At 72.9% G+C, this 14,819-nt stretch carries 16 protein-coding genes and 1 tRNA gene; 11 read left to right on the top strand and 6 right to left on the bottom strand.

The genetic code is table 11. From position 1 onward, the window contains the following. Nucleotides 1-230: 230 nt before the first annotated feature. Together ACQPZO_RS28615 and ACQPZO_RS28610 are read left to right on the top strand one after the other, a co-directional pair. Nucleotides 231-383 (top strand): DUF397 domain-containing protein, encoded by a 153-nt coding sequence (locus ACQPZO_RS28615; RefSeq protein WP_433345058.1) that lies wholly within the window; start codon nt 231-233, stop codon nt 381-383. Next, nucleotides 380-781: a pyridoxamine 5'-phosphate oxidase family protein gene (locus ACQPZO_RS28610; RefSeq protein WP_433345056.1), complete on the top strand. Its 402-nt coding sequence runs from the start codon at nt 380-382 to the stop codon at nt 779-781. The genes ACQPZO_RS28615 and ACQPZO_RS28610 overlap by 4 nt, the downstream gene beginning before the upstream one ends. 106 nt (nt 782-887) lie before the next feature. Here the strand turns inward: ACQPZO_RS28610 and ACQPZO_RS28605 are convergent, their stop codons facing one another. Beyond that, a complete protein-coding gene (locus ACQPZO_RS28605; RefSeq protein ID WP_433345054.1) occupies nt 888-1,433 on the bottom strand; it encodes a CGNR zinc finger domain-containing protein in 546 nt (181 codons plus the stop codon). A 75-nt stretch (nt 1,434-1,508) separates the two neighbouring features. On the opposite strand from ACQPZO_RS28605, the gene ACQPZO_RS28600 reads away from it, so the two are divergent. The 3 genes from ACQPZO_RS28600 to ACQPZO_RS28590 all read left to right on the top strand — a co-directional run bounded on the left by ACQPZO_RS28600 (nt 1,509) and on the right by ACQPZO_RS28590 (nt 5,056). Then, nucleotides 1,509-2,483, top strand: a complete 975-nt coding sequence (locus ACQPZO_RS28600) for an EamA family transporter (RefSeq protein ID WP_433345052.1) — start codon at nt 1,509-1,511, stop codon at nt 2,481-2,483. Between the two features lie 39 nt (nt 2,484-2,522). Next, nucleotides 2,523-3,224, top strand: a complete 702-nt coding sequence (locus ACQPZO_RS28595; protein WP_433345050.1) for an HAD family hydrolase — start codon at nt 2,523-2,525, stop codon at nt 3,222-3,224. A gap of 149 nt (nt 3,225-3,373) precedes the next feature. Then, a complete protein-coding gene (locus tag ACQPZO_RS28590; RefSeq protein ID WP_433345048.1) occupies nt 3,374-5,056 on the top strand; it encodes a S8 family serine peptidase in 1,683 nt (560 codons plus the stop codon). Nucleotides 5,057-5,120: 64 nt separating this feature from the next. On the opposite strand, the gene ACQPZO_RS28585 is transcribed toward ACQPZO_RS28590, so the two are convergent. After that, nucleotides 5,121-6,443 carry a hypothetical protein gene (locus ACQPZO_RS28585; RefSeq protein ID WP_433345047.1) on the bottom strand — a complete coding sequence of 441 codons (1,323 nt, stop codon included), beginning with the start codon at nt 6,441-6,443 and terminating at the stop codon, nt 5,121-5,123. Nucleotides 6,444-6,592: 149 nt separating this feature from the next. Beyond that, nucleotides 6,593-7,282: an IclR family transcriptional regulator gene (locus tag ACQPZO_RS28580; protein WP_433345044.1), complete on the bottom strand. Its 690-nt coding sequence runs from the start codon at nt 7,280-7,282 to the stop codon at nt 6,593-6,595. A 62-nt stretch (nt 7,283-7,344) separates the two neighbouring features. Here ACQPZO_RS28580 and cysS point away from each other — a divergent pair, with 62 nt between their 5' ends. Both cysS and rlmB read left to right on the top strand, forming a co-directional pair. After that, nucleotides 7,345-8,760 carry a cysteine--tRNA ligase gene (gene cysS / locus ACQPZO_RS28575; RefSeq protein WP_433345042.1) on the top strand — a complete coding sequence of 472 codons (1,416 nt, stop codon included), beginning with the start codon at nt 7,345-7,347 and terminating at the stop codon, nt 8,758-8,760. Continuing rightward, nucleotides 8,760-9,893, top strand: a complete 1,134-nt coding sequence (gene rlmB / locus ACQPZO_RS28570) for a 23S rRNA (guanosine(2251)-2'-O)-methyltransferase RlmB (protein WP_433345039.1) — start codon at nt 8,760-8,762, stop codon at nt 9,891-9,893. The genes cysS and rlmB overlap by 1 nt, the downstream gene beginning before the upstream one ends. Before the next feature lie 143 nt (nt 9,894-10,036). Here rlmB and ACQPZO_RS28565 read toward each other — a convergent pair whose 3' ends face one another. Further along, nucleotides 10,037-11,128, bottom strand: a complete 1,092-nt coding sequence (locus tag ACQPZO_RS28565; RefSeq protein ID WP_433345037.1) for an ABC transporter ATP-binding protein — start codon at nt 11,126-11,128, stop codon at nt 10,037-10,039. A gap of 364 nt (nt 11,129-11,492) precedes the next feature. On the opposite strand from ACQPZO_RS28565, the gene ACQPZO_RS28560 reads away from it, so the two are divergent. From ACQPZO_RS28560 to ACQPZO_RS28545, 4 genes are all read left to right on the top strand, one after another. After that, a tRNA-Thr gene (locus tag ACQPZO_RS28560) sits at nt 11,493-11,569 on the top strand. A 231-nt stretch (nt 11,570-11,800) separates the two neighbouring features. After that, nucleotides 11,801-12,199, top strand: a complete 399-nt coding sequence (locus ACQPZO_RS28555) for an AraC family transcriptional regulator (RefSeq protein WP_350881519.1) — start codon at nt 11,801-11,803, stop codon at nt 12,197-12,199. Between the two features lie 35 nt (nt 12,200-12,234). Continuing rightward, nucleotides 12,235-12,654: a VOC family protein gene (locus ACQPZO_RS28550; protein WP_396670538.1), complete on the top strand. Its 420-nt coding sequence runs from the start codon at nt 12,235-12,237 to the stop codon at nt 12,652-12,654. Nucleotides 12,655-12,717: 63 nt separating this feature from the next. Beyond that, a complete protein-coding gene (locus ACQPZO_RS28545; protein WP_433345034.1) occupies nt 12,718-13,341 on the top strand; it encodes a histidine phosphatase family protein in 624 nt (207 codons plus the stop codon). Here the strand turns inward: ACQPZO_RS28545 and ACQPZO_RS28540 are convergent. Continuing rightward, complete coding sequence (locus ACQPZO_RS28540; protein WP_433345032.1) at nt 13,329-13,916, bottom strand: hypothetical protein; 588 nt, start codon at nt 13,914-13,916, stop codon at nt 13,329-13,331. The two genes, ACQPZO_RS28545 and ACQPZO_RS28540, sit on opposite strands and share 13 nt — an antisense overlap. 237 nt (nt 13,917-14,153) lie before the next feature. Then, complete coding sequence (locus ACQPZO_RS28535; protein ID WP_433345030.1) at nt 14,154-14,705, bottom strand: hypothetical protein; 552 nt, start codon at nt 14,703-14,705, stop codon at nt 14,154-14,156. Between the last annotated feature and the right edge of the window lie 114 nt (nt 14,706-14,819).

The following is a 14,819-nucleotide window of genomic DNA, read 5'->3' as shown; positions in this document are numbered from 1 at the left end:
GAGCTGAATCGTCTGCGTCATCACTGCGGCGATGGCGACCGCACCCGCCTGGGGAGCAGGGCGGCCGCAGCGGACGACCGGGCCGGGGGACAGGCCCGCGCGGCCGTCCGTCCTTCACGGTCAGATGATCGGTAAAGTAGCCGACGGCTGCGGGATCCGTTTTGTGCTGGGCCTTCCGTAGGCTGCGGAGTGTCGGCGTGGATCACCATCGGTGTGGAGGGCGGTTGTCGATGATCGTTGAACAGACGACGGCGTCGGCCTTCCTGGTGGCGGAGCCGGGCCGGCCGCCGATGCGTCGGGGCCGGAGTAAGGACCCGACGGGGCCGCTGCTGACCGTCGGACCGGCCTCGTGGCTGGCCTTCGTCGCGGCGATGCCGCAGTGATCGGAGAGATGGTGCTCGACCCGGAGATCCTGGAGCGGCTCGAGCGGGAACGGATCGTCTGGCTGTGCACGGTGCGACCGGACGGGTCGCCGCACGTCACGCCGGTCTGGTTCCTGTACCGGGACGGCGAGTGGTGGATCTGCACGCAGGAGCGGAACCGGAAGACCCATAACATTGTTGCCGATCCCCGGGTGTCGCTGGCGCTGCCGGACGGCGTGTACCCGGTGGTGGCGGAGGGCGCGGTCACCATCGTGCGTTCGCCCTTTCCGGAGTGGGCCGTCGACGGGTTCCGCCGCAAGTACGACTGGGACGTCACAGCCCCGGCCGGGCCCGCCGGGGACAACGTCCTGCTTCGCGTCGCCGTCTCCCGTTGGCTCATGACGGACACCTCCTCCTGACCACGCTTCCCCGACCGCCTGCCGATTGATCGAATCCGTGTCAACGACGCGGCGGTGTCAAGGCGTCGCGAATCCGCCATGAGGGCGGGTAGTGGCGTGACGTGGGTCAGGGGCGGGTGGCGGCCCTGCGGGCCCGGTAGGCGGTGACCGCGGCGCGGTTTCCGCAGCTCGCGTCGCAGTACCGCCGGGAACGGTTCTTCGACAGGTCGACCAGCACGTTGTCGCAGTCCGGGTGGTCGCACACGCGCAGCCGGCTCAGCTCGCCGCTGCGTACCAGGTCGGCCAGGGCCATCGCGGCCTCGACCGCCATCCGGGTGGCCAGCGGTGCGTCCCCGGGCACGGCGTGCAGGTGGTACGGCTCGTCGTCGTGCCGGACGAGCTGCGGCAGCGCCCCGGCCTCGCGCAGCAGCCCGTTGACGATGGCGACGATTTCGTCGGTGTCGGCGTGCCAGATCCGGCGTAGCCGCGGACGCAGGTTCCGGACGGACCGCAGCTCCGCATCGGTGTGCTCGTGCCGGCCGGTCCAGCCGTGCGCGGCGAAGAGCGCGTCCAGGGCGGCCACGTCGGGTAGTGCCTCGCCGTGGTCTCCGGTGGTGTTGACCAGGGCGGCGGTGGCGATCAGCCCGTCCTCGGTGTCATGGGCGAAAAGCAACTTGACTCCTGTCAGGCGACCCGCCTAGCGTCATCGGTGTAAGGCTACTTCACTCATGACGTACTGGGGAATTCGATGCGTCCACGACCCGCCGCCGGCACCGGTCTCGGCCTGGTGCTGCTGTCGACCGTCACGTTCGCCACCTCGGGCACCTTTGCCCGGTCGCTGATCGAGGCCGGGTGGTCCGCGGAGGCCGCGGTGGTCGCCCGGGTCGGCCTCGCCGCCGCCGTCCTCGCGGTGCCCGGGGTGCTGGCCGTGCGCGGCCGGTGGGGCGTGCTGCGGCGCAACCTCGCCCCGGTCGGCGTCTTCGGGCTCCTCGGCGTCGCGCTCGCCCAGGCGTGCTTCTTCAACGCCGTCCGCTACCTCCCGGTCGGCGTGGCGCTGCTGCTGGAGTACCTGGGCATCATCCTCGTGGTCGGCTGGATGTGGTTGGTCCACGGGCAGCGTCCGCGCCGGCTGACCGTGGCCGGGGCGGTCGCCGCGCTGGCCGGTCTCGTCGGCGTCCTCGACCTGACCGGCGCCGGCCGCCTCGACCCGGTCGGCGTGCTGTGGGGGCTGGGCGCGGCGGTCGGGCTCGCCGGGTACTTCGTGGTCGCCGGCCGCCTCGACGACGGCCTGCCGTCCGTGACGATGGCCAGCGCCGGCATGGCCGTCGGCGCGGCGGTCCTGCTCCTGCTGGGCCTGGCCGGGGTGCTGCCGCTGCGGGCCACCTTCGGCGAGGTGACCTTCGCGGGGCAGCGCACCAGCTGGCTGCTCCCCATCGCCGGCCTGTCGCTGGTCGCCGCAGTGGTCGCGTACCTGGCCGGGATCGCCGGAACCCGGATCCTCGGGGCCCGGCTCTCCTCGTTCTTCGGGCTGACCGAGGTGATGTTCGCAGTGCTCATCGCCTGGCTGGTGCTGGGCGAGCTGCCGACCGTCGTGCAACTGTTCGGCGGTGCCCTGATCGTCGCCGGGGTCGCCCTGGTCCGCCTCGACGAGCTGAGCGGGTCGCCCGTCGACGACCGGCCGGGCGGCCGTCCCGCCGAGCCCGCGCTCGCCGCCGAGGGCTGACGCCCCCACGGGCGCGCCGGTGGGTGGAAGGCTGGCCGGATGCTGACCCATGTCGTGTTCGACGCCGACGAGACCCTGATCGACCTGCGCCCGGCGGTCACCGGCGGGCTGGTGGCCGTACTGGAGGAGATGCGGAGGCTGACCCCGGCGGCGGCCGGGATCAGCCTCGCGGAGCTGGAGTCCGACTGGCACGCGGTGTTCGGCGCGATGAGCGCCGCCCCCGTCCTGGAGATCCGGCGGGCCGCGCTGGCCCGGTCGCTCGCCCGGGCCGGCCTCGACGCGCACCTGGACGACGTCGCGACGGTCTTCTTCGCCCGGCGCTTCGCGCTGACCCGCCCCTTCCCCGACGTGCTGCCGGCGCTCGCCGCGCTGCGTGGCCGGTACACCCTGGGCTACGCCACCAACGGCAACAGCCGCGCCGACCGCTGCGGCCTCGCCGGCGAGTTCGCCTTCGAGTTGTACGCGCACGAGAACGGCCTGCCGAAGAAGCCCGCCCCCGAGTTCTTCGCCGCGGTGGTCGAGGCGGCCGGGGCGCCGCCGGAGCGGATCGTGCACGTGGGCGACTCGCCCAGCCTCGACGTGCTCGGGGCCCGGCGGGCCGGGCTGCGGGCGGTCTGGCTCAACCGCCTCGGCCTGCCCCGGCCGCCCGGTGTGCCGGCCGACGCCGAGGTCTCCACCCTGGCCGACCTGCCGGACGCGGTTGACCGGCTCTGCGCCGGCCGCGAGATGAGCGAGGCGTAGCTCCTTCCGCGCCGGGGCGCCCGCCGACGCCGCGATGACAGTGAGCCGACGAAAGCCTGAATGCCGTGTAATACGGACGCCCATCTGGCGGAACGCCCATCGGTGCTATGGGATGACTGCCACGTCCCTCAACGAGAGGATCTGATGTGGTGAGCAAGCGCTTCACCGCCGGTGCCGTCGCAACCGCAACGGCGTTGGCACTCACGGTGACCGGCGTGGTGGGCACGGCGAACGCCGAGCCGACCGCGACCCGGGAGTTCACCGTCGTCGCGGAGGCCGGCGTCTCCGCCGACGCGGCGATCGCCGCCATCACCGCCGCGGGTGGCACCGTGGTTTCCCGCACCGACGAGGTCGGTCTGTTCCAGGTCACCAGCGACCGTACCGACTTCGCCAGCCGGGCGACCGCGAACGCGGCCCTGCTCGGCGCGGCCGAGCGAAAGGCGATCGGCCGCAAGCCCAAGCTCGACCGGGTCGAGCAGGAGCACCTCCTCGCCCAGGCCCAGGCCCAGGCCCAGGCCAAGGCCAAGGGCACCGTCGCCAAGCGGGGCAAGAAGATGGACCCGCTGGACGAGAAGCTCTGGGGGCTGGAGATGATCCGGGCCGACGAGGCCCGCAAGGTGGAGCCGGGCGACCGTCGGGTCACCGTCGGCATCCTGGACACCGGTGTCGACGCCAGCAACCCCGACCTCGCGCAGAACTTCAGCTGGTCCCTGTCGCGCAACTTCGCCCCGGACATCCCCGAGGTCGACGGGGAGTGCGAGGTGGCGAGCTGCCTCGACCCGGTCGGCACCGACGACGGCGGCCACGGCACCCACGTCGCCGGCACCATCGGCGCCGCCGCGAACGGGTTCGGTCTCTCCGGCGTCGCCCCGAACGTCACCCTGGTCGAGCTGAAGGGCGGCCAGGACTCCGGCTACTTCTTCCTCGACCCGGTCGTCAACGCCCTGGTGCACGCGGGCAACGTCGGCCTCGACGTGGTGAACATGTCCTTCTACGTCGACCCGTGGCTCTACAACTGCACCGCGAACCCGGCCGACTCGCCGCAGGCGCAGACCGAGCAGCGGGCGACCATCGAGGCCATGAAGCGGGCGCTCGACTTCGCCCACCGCAAGGGCGTCACCCTGGTCGGCTCGCTGGGCAACAACCACGAGGACCTGGGCGCGCCGCGCACCGACACCTCCAGCCCGGACTACGGCGCCGACCCGTACGACCGTCCGATCGACAACGCCACCTGCTGGGACCTCCCGGTGGAGGGCCCGCACGTGATCGGCGTGTCGGCGGTCGGCCCCTCCGGCAAGAAGGCCGACTACTCGAACTACGGCACCGAGCAGATCTCGGTCGCCGCGCCGGGTGGCTGGTTCCGCGACGGCTTCGGCACGGACACCTACCGCCTCGACGCCAACATGATCCTCTCCACGTACCCGAAGCACGTGCTCCAGGAGGAGGGGTCGGTCGACGAGAACGGCAACATCGTCGAAGGCTTCGAGGAGTCGGTGTTCAAGCAGTGCAAGGCCAACGGCGACTGCGGGTACTACACCTACCTTCAGGGCACCTCGATGGCGTCGCCGCACGTCAGTGGCGTCGCCGCGCTGATCGTCAGCAAGTACGGCAAGAAGACCCGGGACGGCCTGGGCATGGACCCGGCCAAGGTCGAGCGGCAGCTCTACCGCACCGCCACGGAGCGTGCCTGCCCGGAGCCGCGCCTGCAGACGTACATTAACGAGGGCCGGGACGCCGAGTTCAACGCCTACTGCGCGGGTGACTCGAAGTTCAACGGCTTCTACGGCCACGGGATCATCGACGCGTACGCGGCGGTGAAGACCCGCGGGTGACCACCGGTTCCACCGGAAGGGCCCGGGCGACCACGGTCGCCCGGGCCCTTCGTCGTCCCGGGGATCAACGCCGCCAACCCCGGGCGGCCAGGGCGGCATGGACCTCCCGCGTCAACGCGGGGAAGTCGTGCCGGAGGCGGCGGCCCGGCGCGTGCAGCACGATCCATCCCGCGCAGACGAGCTGGTTGAGCCGCCGGCGATCGCGGTGCAACTGCTCGGGGTCGACGTGCGAGTTGTCGTCGTACTCGACCGCGACGCGGAACTCCGGCCAGGCCAGGCCCGGATGCAGGACGAGCCCCGAGGCCAGCCGGACCGGGTGCCGGGCGACCGGGCGGGGCAGCCCGGCGAGGACCAGCCGGACCCGCAACTCGGACTCCGGTGGTGACTGCGCCCCGGGATCGGCCAAGCCGAAGACCCACCTCGCCCGCCGGCCCCCGGGCCGGTCCGCGTTGCGGACCCCGATTGCGGTCAACGCGTCACGGGTGGTCAGGCCCTTGCGGAGCAGGCTGTCGACGATCCCGACGGCCCGGAGGGGCTCCAGCCAGACGGCGGTCTCCCAGGCCGCCGTCGCCGGATCGGTGCGGGGGAGCGCCCACGCCGCCGCCGCGACCGCGATCGGCGGAGCCCCGGCGACGGCCGGGTCTTCCGGGCGCCCCGCGACACCCGCGACGTCCGCGACACCCGCGACACCCGCGGTGTCCACGGCGCCCGCGACACCCACGGCGTCCCCGCCGATTCGCGGCCCGGCGCGAGCGGCGTCGCGTGGTGGTGGCGTCGCGCGGGTGGTGTCGCATGGCTGTGGTGCCGTGCGGGCGGTGTCGCGCGGCTGCGGCGTCGGGCGGATGGCACCCCGGGCGGGTGATGGTGCTGCCCCGATCGTGGCCGGGCCGTGGGCCGGCAGCGAGGAGTGGGCGTACAGCGGAACGTGGGCGGACAGCGGAACATGCGGGGGCAGCGGAACGTGCGGCGAGAGCGGGGCGGAGGCGGGCAGTGGGGCGGGAGTGAGCAGCGTTGTGGGGGCCGGTGGCGAGGTGGAGGGGCGCAGGTCGGTCAGGTGCACCCGGAGCCCTCGCTGGCTGCGCAGCCCCGCCGCGCGGGGGCTGGCCACGTGCACCTCGTCGGAGAACTCGGCGGCGTGCTCGACCCCGTACAGCAGCGCCGCCGACGGGCCGGCGAGCGCCGAGCCCGGGGGCAGTTGCAGGGACGCCGCCCGGCAGGCCAGCGTGTGGTCCAGGTCGAGGCGGGAGTCGGCGTAGATGTCGCGGCGCAGGTTGACCCAGGCCGAGCTTCGTAGCTTGTGCGCGGTGACGAGGCCCAGCCGGATCGCCTCGGAGGCACGGAAGACCTGCCAGGCGAGGGCGGACGGGCGATCAGGGTGTCGGGGCATGCGCCCAGGCTCCCGGCAGCCGCCGCGCCTGGATACCCCTGTGGACAACGCCCCGCCCGGTCGACCGATCCCCCTGTGGACAACCAGCCGGATGCCCTCCGGCTGTGCTAATGGCCCCCTCCCGACGCGTCGGGGCCCGGCGGTCGGCGTCAGGGGGCGAGGGCGGTGGCGATGGCGCTGGCCGCCGCGAGCACCTGCTCGCCGACCACCTCCGGGTCCAGCGGGGCCAGCGCGACCACCCCGACGCTCGCCTCCAAGCCCGGCACGCCGAGTACCGGCGCGGCCACCCCGTACGCGCCGGGCTGCAACTCGCCGCTGGTGCACACCGGGTCGGCGGAGCCCGACCGGCCGCCGAGGATGGCCCGACCGGCCGCCCCCCGCTCCAACGGGTGCCGCGTCCCCGTCCGGTACGCCACGTGCAACGACGTCCAGCTCGGCTCCACCACCGCCAGCGCGACCCCCTCGCCGCCCTCGACCACGGTGAGGTGGGCGGTCGCGCCGGCCTGCTCGGCCAGCCGGCGCAGGGCGGGCAGCGCGCCCTCGGCGAGCAGCGGCTGGGCCCGGCGGGCCAGGTGCAGCACCCCCGCGCCGAGGCGCAGCCGGCCGTCGCCGTCCCGCCGCACCATGCCGTGCCCGCTCAGCGCGCCGACCAGCCGGTAGACGGCCGCCCGGCCGATGCCCAGCAGGTTCGCCGCCTCGGTGACGGTCAGCCCGCCCGGGGCGTCGGCGACCAGGTGCAGCAGCCGCAGCCCCCGGTCCAGCGTCTGGGCCGTCTCGCCCCCGCGCGGCCCGTCGCCGGGTCGCGCCGTCGTGCCGTACTGCCGTGCCGCCTCATCCACGAGGGCAGCGTACGACCCGGCACCGGGCGTCCCTGGAATGCGTGGACGGCTACCCTTGTGAGGTGACGCTACGCCTGTATGACACTGCCACCCGATCGGTGCGGGACTTCGTCCCGCAGGAAGCCGGCAAGGTGGGGGTCTACCTGTGTGGTCTCACCCTCCAAGCACCCCCGCACATCGGTCACCTTCGCTCCGGCGTCAACTACGACGTGCTGCGCCGCTGGCTGCTGGCAAAGGGGTTCGAGGTCCGGTTCATCCGCAACCTGACTGACATCGACGACAAGATCCTGGTCAAGGCCGTCGAGCAGGGCCGGCCGTTCTGGTCGATCGCGTACGCCAACGAGCGGGCGCTGACCGGCGCGTACCAGGCGCTGAACGTGCTGCCGCCGACGTACGAGCCGCGGGCCACCGGGCACGTCCCGGAGATGCACGAGCTGATCGCGAAGCTGATCGACACCGGGCACGCCTACCCGGCCACCGACGGCTCCGGCGACGTCTACTTCGACGTGGCCTCCTGGCCGGCCTACGGCGCGCTCTCGGGCCAGTCGCCCGACGCCATGCAGGCCGCCGGCGACGCCCAAGAGCGGGGCAAGCGTGACCCGCGCGACTTCGCGCTGTGGAAGGGCGTGAAGCCCGACGAACCGGCCGACGCGTACTGGCCCTCGCCGTGGGGCCGGGGGCGGCCCGGCTGGCACATCGAGTGCTCGGCGATGTGCTGGCGCTACCTGGGCGCCGAGTTCGACATCCACGGCGGCGGGCTCGACCTGACCTTCCCGCACCACGAGAACGAGATCGCCCAGTCGCAGGCCGCCGGCCTGCCGTTCGCCCGCTACTGGGTGCACCACGGGCTGCTCAGCATCGGCGGCGCGAAGATGGGCAAGTCGGCCGGCAACGCTCTCGACCTGGCGTACGTCGCGTCGCTCGGGGTGCGCCCGATCGAGCTGCGTTACTACTACGCGGTCGCGCACTACCGTTCGTTGATCGACTACACCGAGGACTCGCTGCGCGAGTGGGCGACCGGCTTCCGGCGGATCGAGGGGTTCGTCCAGCGGGCCGCCGAGCGGGTCGGCCCGGGTGAGTTCGGGAAACTGCCGGAGGCCTTCGTCGCCGCGATGGACGACGACCTGAACACCTCGGCCGCGTTCGCGGTGCTCCAGGAGGTGATCCGGGAGGGCAACAGCGCGTTGACCTCCGGCGACGATGTGACCGTCCGCACGGCGCTCGCCTCCGTGCGGGCGATGCTGGATATCCTCGGGATCGACCCCCTGGACGAGGCCTGGACGGGCGGCGGTCGCGTGGGTGACCTGCGCGACGTGATGGACTCGCTGGTCGCGCTGGCCCTGGAGCAGCGCGCGCAGGCCCGCAGCCGCAAGGACTGGGCTGCCGCGGACGCCGTCCGCGACCAGCTCAAGCAGGCCGGTGTGATGATCGAGGACACCCCCCAGGGCCCCCGTTGGACTATTGGAGAGCAGGACTGATGGCCGGCAACTCGCAGCGCCGTGGCCGGCGACTGACGTCGAAGGCAGGTGCCCCGAAGGGCTCCGGAGGCAAGAACAAGGATTCCCTCGCGGGCCGGGGCAGGACCCTGCCCGCCGACGAGCGCCCCTGGCACAAGGGGTACTCGGGCACCGAGAAGCTGCCGCAGCGCACCGCCTGGAAGCAGGACAAGGAGCTCCGGGCGGCGGCCGAGGAGGGGCGTGCCCCGAAGATCGGCAAGCCGGGCACCAAGGACACCACCTGGGGCAGGGGTGGCGGTCGGGGCGTTCCGGTCGGCCGGGGCGGCGGGGCCGCCGGCCGGGGCGGAAAGCCGACCGGCCGCACCGGCCCCCGGGTCGCGCCGGGCCGCAGGTCCAACCCGGCGAAGGACAGCCCCGAGCTGCTGGTCGGGCGGAACCCGGTGCTGGAGTCGCTGCGCACCCAGGTGCCGGCCACCGCGCTCTACATCGCCCAGGGCATCGAGAGCGACGACCGGATCAACGAGATCATCCGCACCGCCGCCGACCGGGGCATCGCCCTCCTGGAGATCAGCCGCGCCGAACTGGACCGGATGACCGGCGGCGTGCTGCACCAGGGCGTCGGCCTCCAGGTGCCACCGTTCGCGTACGAGTCCTTCGACGACATGGTCGCCGCGTCGCTGGAGCAGACCGCCCCGCTGCTGGTGGCGCTGGACGGCGTCACCGACCCGCGCAACCTCGGCGCGGTGATCCGGTCCGCCGCCGCGTTCGGCGCGCAGGGTGTCTTCGTACCGGAGCGGCGGGCTGCCGGGATCACCGCGACCGCCTGGCGCACCAGCGCCGGCGCGGCGGCGCGGGTGCCCGTCGCCCAGGTCACCAACCTGACCCGGTCGCTCAAGGCCTGCCGGAACGCCGGCTTCATGGTCGTCGGCCTTGACGCCGACGGCGAGACCGACCTGTACAACCTGGAGGCCGCCGTCGGGCCGCTGGTCGTGGTGGTCGGTTCGGAGGGGCGCGGGCTGTCCCGGCTGGTCGGCGAGACCTGCGACCTGACCGTGAGCATCCCGATGATCTCCGAGGTGGAGTCGCTCAACGCCAGCGTCGCCGCCGCGGTGGCCCTCGCCGAGGTGTCCCGCCGCCGGGCCGCCGAGGGCTGATCCCGCAGACACGAAAGGGGCGGTCCGCCGAGATGCGGGCCGCCCCTTCGCCTGTCCGGGGCCTGATCACCCGGATACCGGCCTTCCGGAGACCACGATGGGGGTGCCCACCGATCGGCGGGCACCCCCAGTTGCGTCGTACGTCAGACCCGCTTGCCGGTGGCGGCGTTGAAGACGTGGGTACGGCCGGTCCGCGGCTTCACGAACACGGTGTCGCCCATGTTCGGCATGGTGCGCCGGTCGGTGCGGACCACGAAGCGCTCGTTGTGGCCCTCCATCGCGGCGTGGCCATAGACGTTGACGTCCGAGCCGAGGTCCTCGACCAGCTCGACCACGACCGGCATGCCGCCCTCGGTCGGGCTCACCATGTCGCAGTCCTCCGGGCGGAAGCCCACGGTCACCTTGCTGTCGCCGCCCTCGGCGCGGGCCGCCGCGACCTGCTCGCGGGTCAGCGGGATGTCCAGCTCCGCGAACGTTGCACCCTGCTCGTTCAGCGGAACGGTCTTGATGTTCATGGCCGGGGAGCCCATGAAGCCGGCGACGAACACGTTGGCCGGGGTGTCGTAGAGCGCCCGGGGGGTGTCCACCTGCTGAAGGACGCCGTCGAGCATGACGGCCACCCGGTGGCCCATGGTCATGGCCTCGACCTGGTCGTGGGTGACGTAGACCATGGTGATGCCGAGCTTCGCCTGCAGCGACGCGATCTGGGTACGGGTCTGCACCCGGAGCTTGGCGTCGAGGTTCGACAGCGGCTCGTCCATGAGGAAGACCTGCGGCTCGCGGACGATCGCCCGGCCCATCGCGACCCGCTGGCGCTGACCGCCGGAGAGGGCCTTCGGCTTGCGGCTGAGGAACTCCTCCAACTGGAGCAGCCCGGCCGCCTCCTTGACCCGCCGGTCGATCTCGGCCTTGGGGATCTTGCGCAGCTTCAGCGCGAACGCCATGTTCTCGTACACCGACATGTGCGGGTAGAGGGCGTAGTTCTGGAAGACCATCGCGATGTCGCGGGACTTCGGCGGGAGGTGGGTGACGTCGCGCTGGTCGATGTAGATCGCGCCGTCGTCGACGTCCTCCAGGCCGGCGAGCATGCGCAGGCTGGTGGACTTGCCACAACCGGAGGGGCCGACGAGGACGAGGAACTCGCCGTCGCCGATTTCGAGGTCGAGCTGATTCACTGCGGGACGCTCGGTGCCCGCGTAGATCCGGGACGCCTTCGCGTAAGTGACCGTGGCCATGGTGGAGCGCTTCCTCTCACCGGCAGGAACGTGCCGGACGATCCGAGTGAAGGAGCAGCCGGTGCCCTGTGGCGCCGGCCATCCGGGCGACGCTCCGGCAGCGGGGGCCGCCGGAACTGTCATCCGTGTCACTGCACCGTAAACGGGTTTCCGCAACCTGCCAACACGAGAAGCATCGGATGGGACGGACGGCATTCACATTCCGGGCAGTCGGGCACAGCCAGGCATCAATCTCCGCGCGGTTCCGCCCGCCCGCCATCGGATGACAGCCGACAGGGTCGGCAAATCGGCGTTTTCCGTGCTGGGAGGGCCTGCCGAGGGACAACTCCCGAGGTCTGTCGCTTATGCTGACCACGCACGACCTGCCCCTGTAGCTCAGCTGGCCAGAGCACTCGCCTTGTAAGCGAGATGTCGCCGGTTCGATCCCGGCCGGGGGCTCCAATTTCACAAGGCGTTCGGTGGCACTCGCCGCCGTTGCTCGCCGGAGTGTCGGCAGCGCTGACAGTAACCGGGCTTACGGGCGGCGGGACGGACGAGCGGCTGAGGTTGGTTGACCCCATCTGGGGGCGCCGCCACCTCTGCCAATCATATCGCCGGTTCGATCCCGGCCGAGGGCTCCACAGTTTTGCCGGTGTCCTGGAGGACGGTATGCCGGCGCTGGACGGAGGTGGGATGAGCCGCGCGGTGGAGGAGTCCAACCGGGCCATGCTCCGCGCCCGGGACGCCATGGACCGGGCGTACGCCGAGTTGCTCGACATCCCCGCCCTGGCCCGGATCGCGCACGTCTCCGAGGCGCACTTCATCCGCACCTTCCGCGCGACCTTCGGCGAGACCCCGCACCGGTACCTGCAACGGCGTCGGGTCGAGCGGGCCATGTACCTGCTCGCCCAGACCGACCGGGATGTCACGGAGGTCTGCTTCGCGGTGGGGTTCAACAGCCTCGGCACCTTCAGCCGGACGTTCCGCCAGATCGTCGGCGAGTCGCCGACGGAGTACCGCCGGCGCAGGGTGCCGGCGGACGTGCCCGCGTGCTTCGCCAAGGCCTGGATGCGACCTAGCAGTTTTGGATAAGCAGCAGGTCGGGGCGGTCGAATAGCGTTCTCGGCATGACGATGAACGCGATCAGCCGCTCCCAGATCTACGTGCTCGACCAGGACGAGGCCCTCGACTTCTACGTCGGCAAGCTCGGCATGGAGGTCAACACCGACCAGGACCTCGGCTTCATGCGCTGGCTGACGGTCAACCTGCCCGGCGACCCGGAGCGGGAGATCCTGCTGGAGACGCCCGGCTCGCCGGCCCTGGACCCGGCCACGGCCGAGCAGGTCCGCGAGCTGCTCACCAAGGGGGCGTTGGGCGGCTACCTCTTCATGACCACCGACGACGCGCACAAGACGTACGAGGACCTGGTTGCCAAGGGCGTGGAGATCACCGACGAGCCGACCGAGCGCCCGTACGGCATCGACTTCGGCGTCCGGGACCCGTTCGGTAACAAGATCCGTATCGGTCAGATGTTCCCGCGCGGCTGAGCGGGGCGGGTGGGTCGGGAGGCGCGGGTTAGCATCGCGCCTCCCGACCCGTACGAGGTGACGATGGCGAGCCGCCTGCTGTTCCTGGCCCGGCACGGTGAGCAGGACCGGCCCGCCGGCACTACCGACGACCCGCCGGAGGCGGGGCTCTCCGCCCGGGGCCGGCGGCAGGCGGCCCTGCTCGGCGAGCGGCTGGCCGGGGGGCCCTTCACCGCCGTGCACCACGGGCCGCTGCCCCGGGCCGCGCAGACCGCCGGCCTGGTCGCCCGGTCGCTGCCCGGGGTCCCGGTGTACGCCACCGAGCTGGCCGGCGACCACCTCCCGCACGACACCGACCCGGCCGGCCTGCCGCGGGCGTACGCGAGGCTCCTGGCGGGGTTCTCCGCGAGCGAGCGGGTCGACGGGCCGCGGCTGACGGCGGCGGCCGTCGCGCGCTTCGCCGCCCCGCCGGCCGACGGAGACGACCGGGTGCTGGTGGTCACCCACACGTTCCTGATCGCCTGGCTGGTCCGGCACGCGCTGGACGCCCCGCCCGGGCGCTGGCTGGGGCTGAACCACCACAACGCCGGGCTGGCCGTGATCCGCTACTCCGACGCCGGCCCGCCGAATCTGATCGCCGTCAACGACGTGGCCCACCTGCCGGCCGAGCTACGCGGCACCGGGCTGCCCCCGGACTACCGGTTCTGACGCCCGCCCGCGTGCTCCAGCGTGCCGCGTACCTCGACGAGGCGCTCCTCGGGACGCTTGCCGGCTGGGAGGTTCAGCATGCTCACCAGGGCAAAGCTCCCGTTGTCGGCCCACGCGCAGGCGTGCGCGGTGAGGTCCTCGGTCGAGTAGCTGCCGCACGCGGCGACGCCGCCCAGCGGCCCCGGGGGCACCGGCTGTACGTCGCTCACCTTGGGCAGGCCGGCGAAGACCCGGTCCAGGGTCGCCTGCGGGTCGCGGACCCGCCCGGAGACGCCGCTGACCATGAGCGCCGACCCGCCCTCCAGCGGCGCCCAGGCGGTGCCGACGGCGCTGGTCGTGTCGCCGTCGAGGAGCTGCTTGAAATGGCCCATGGCACTCTCCGCAGACTCTCGGATGCGTCTGTCCAGCGACTGCGGCCAGCCCAGCAGGACGTCCGGCGCGTCCAGTCGCATCTCTGCCGCCGGTGTGGGCGACGGCCGGTCGGCGAGCCGGCGACCGACGTCGTCGGTAAGGCGGGCGCACCCGGTGGTGAGCAGCACCCCGCTGAGCGCGAGCGCGGCGGCGAAGCGTGCCACCTGTGGTCCCGCCCCCGTCGACCCCGTTCCCGTCATGCGCCGCCCCGCTCTCGTCCTCGGCGGCAGGACGATATCCCACCCGCCGTCCGCCCCGCTGATCACGGTCGTCGACTGTGGATTCCATGATCGACGGTGTCCGGGGGGCAGCGGGTGGGCAGGAGGCTCACCATGGCCTTGGCCAGGGCGCGGGCCGACCGGGGGTCCGGCCGGTGCCGGGCCGGGCCGGTCGGCGGCGGGTCAACCGGCGGCGGTGAGCACGAGCGCGGCCAGCGCCGACGCGGCCTGCGGCGGCGTGCCCGCGACCGGGCAGTCGGTCCAGTCGATCGTGGCGGTGCCGACGGTGAGCCGGTATTCGTAGGCGTCGGAGCAGCGGCCGGCGGCATCGGCGGTGCCGCCCTCGGTGAGCCGGGGCTCGGCGGCGAGCCGCCGCAGCCGGTCGAGATCCGCGGCCGTGAGCCGGCCGGTGCGCCGGGTGCCGGCGCGGTCGACCGCCGTCCATCGGCCGTCCGGTTCGACGGTGACCGTGTCGCTGCCCCCGGCGAAGCCGCCCGATCGTCGGACGACCACCCGGGCGGCCGGGGCCGGGGACGCCTCGGTCGGGACGCTGGCGCCGGGGGTTCCGGCAGTGGTGCCCGGCGCGGCGGTCGTCCCGGGGGAGGCGGTCGCGGCGGGCGGCGAGACGGTGGCGGACGGCGGCGGCGCGGGGGTGCCGGGATCGCCGGCCGCGCACCCGCTCGCCGCCGCCAGCAGCGCGGCGATCATGGCGATGCGGAGGGGGGTCGATCTCATGCCCGTCGGACGTGTCCGGACTCCGCCCGGTTCCGTCACCTTGTCCTCCTCATCCGTTCGGTCAGTGTTGGAGTCCGGAAGTGGTCGCCCCCTTCCCCTTTCGTCGGGAGATCA

Origin of the sequence: Micromonospora sp. CA-111912, assembly GCF_050948415.1 — a bacterium.
GTDB lineage: Bacteria > Actinomycetota > Actinomycetes > Mycobacteriales > Micromonosporaceae > Micromonospora.
Note: the sequence above shows the minus strand (reverse complement) of the source record. Positions and strands in the feature narration are given on the sequence as shown.

What these genes read in the sequence shown, in the direction of transcription:
- ACQPZO_RS28615 (WP_433345058.1), top strand. Translation starts at nt 231, where the DNA reads ATGATCGTTGAACAGACGACGGCGTCGGCCTTCCTGGTGGCGGAGCCG.
- ACQPZO_RS28600 (WP_433345052.1), top strand. Translation starts at nt 1,509, where the DNA reads ATGCGTCCACGACCCGCCGCCGGCACCGGTCTCGGCCTGGTGCTGCTG.
- ACQPZO_RS28595 (WP_433345050.1), top strand. Translation starts at nt 2,523, where the DNA reads ATGCTGACCCATGTCGTGTTCGACGCCGACGAGACCCTGATCGACCTG.
- ACQPZO_RS28585 (WP_433345047.1), bottom strand. Translation starts at nt 6,443, where the DNA reads ATGCCCCGACACCCTGATCGCCCGTCCGCCCTCGCCTGGCAGGTCTTC.
- rlmB (WP_433345039.1), top strand. Translation starts at nt 8,760, where the DNA reads ATGGCCGGCAACTCGCAGCGCCGTGGCCGGCGACTGACGTCGAAGGCA.
- ACQPZO_RS28565 (WP_433345037.1), bottom strand. Translation starts at nt 11,128, where the DNA reads ATGGCCACGGTCACTTACGCGAAGGCGTCCCGGATCTACGCGGGCACC.
- ACQPZO_RS28555 (WP_350881519.1), top strand. Translation starts at nt 11,801, where the DNA reads ATGAGCCGCGCGGTGGAGGAGTCCAACCGGGCCATGCTCCGCGCCCGG.
- ACQPZO_RS28550 (WP_396670538.1), top strand. Translation starts at nt 12,235, where the DNA reads ATGACGATGAACGCGATCAGCCGCTCCCAGATCTACGTGCTCGACCAG.
- ACQPZO_RS28545 (WP_433345034.1), top strand. Translation starts at nt 12,718, where the DNA reads ATGGCGAGCCGCCTGCTGTTCCTGGCCCGGCACGGTGAGCAGGACCGG.
- ACQPZO_RS28535 (WP_433345030.1), bottom strand. Translation starts at nt 14,705, where the DNA reads ATGAGATCGACCCCCCTCCGCATCGCCATGATCGCCGCGCTGCTGGCG.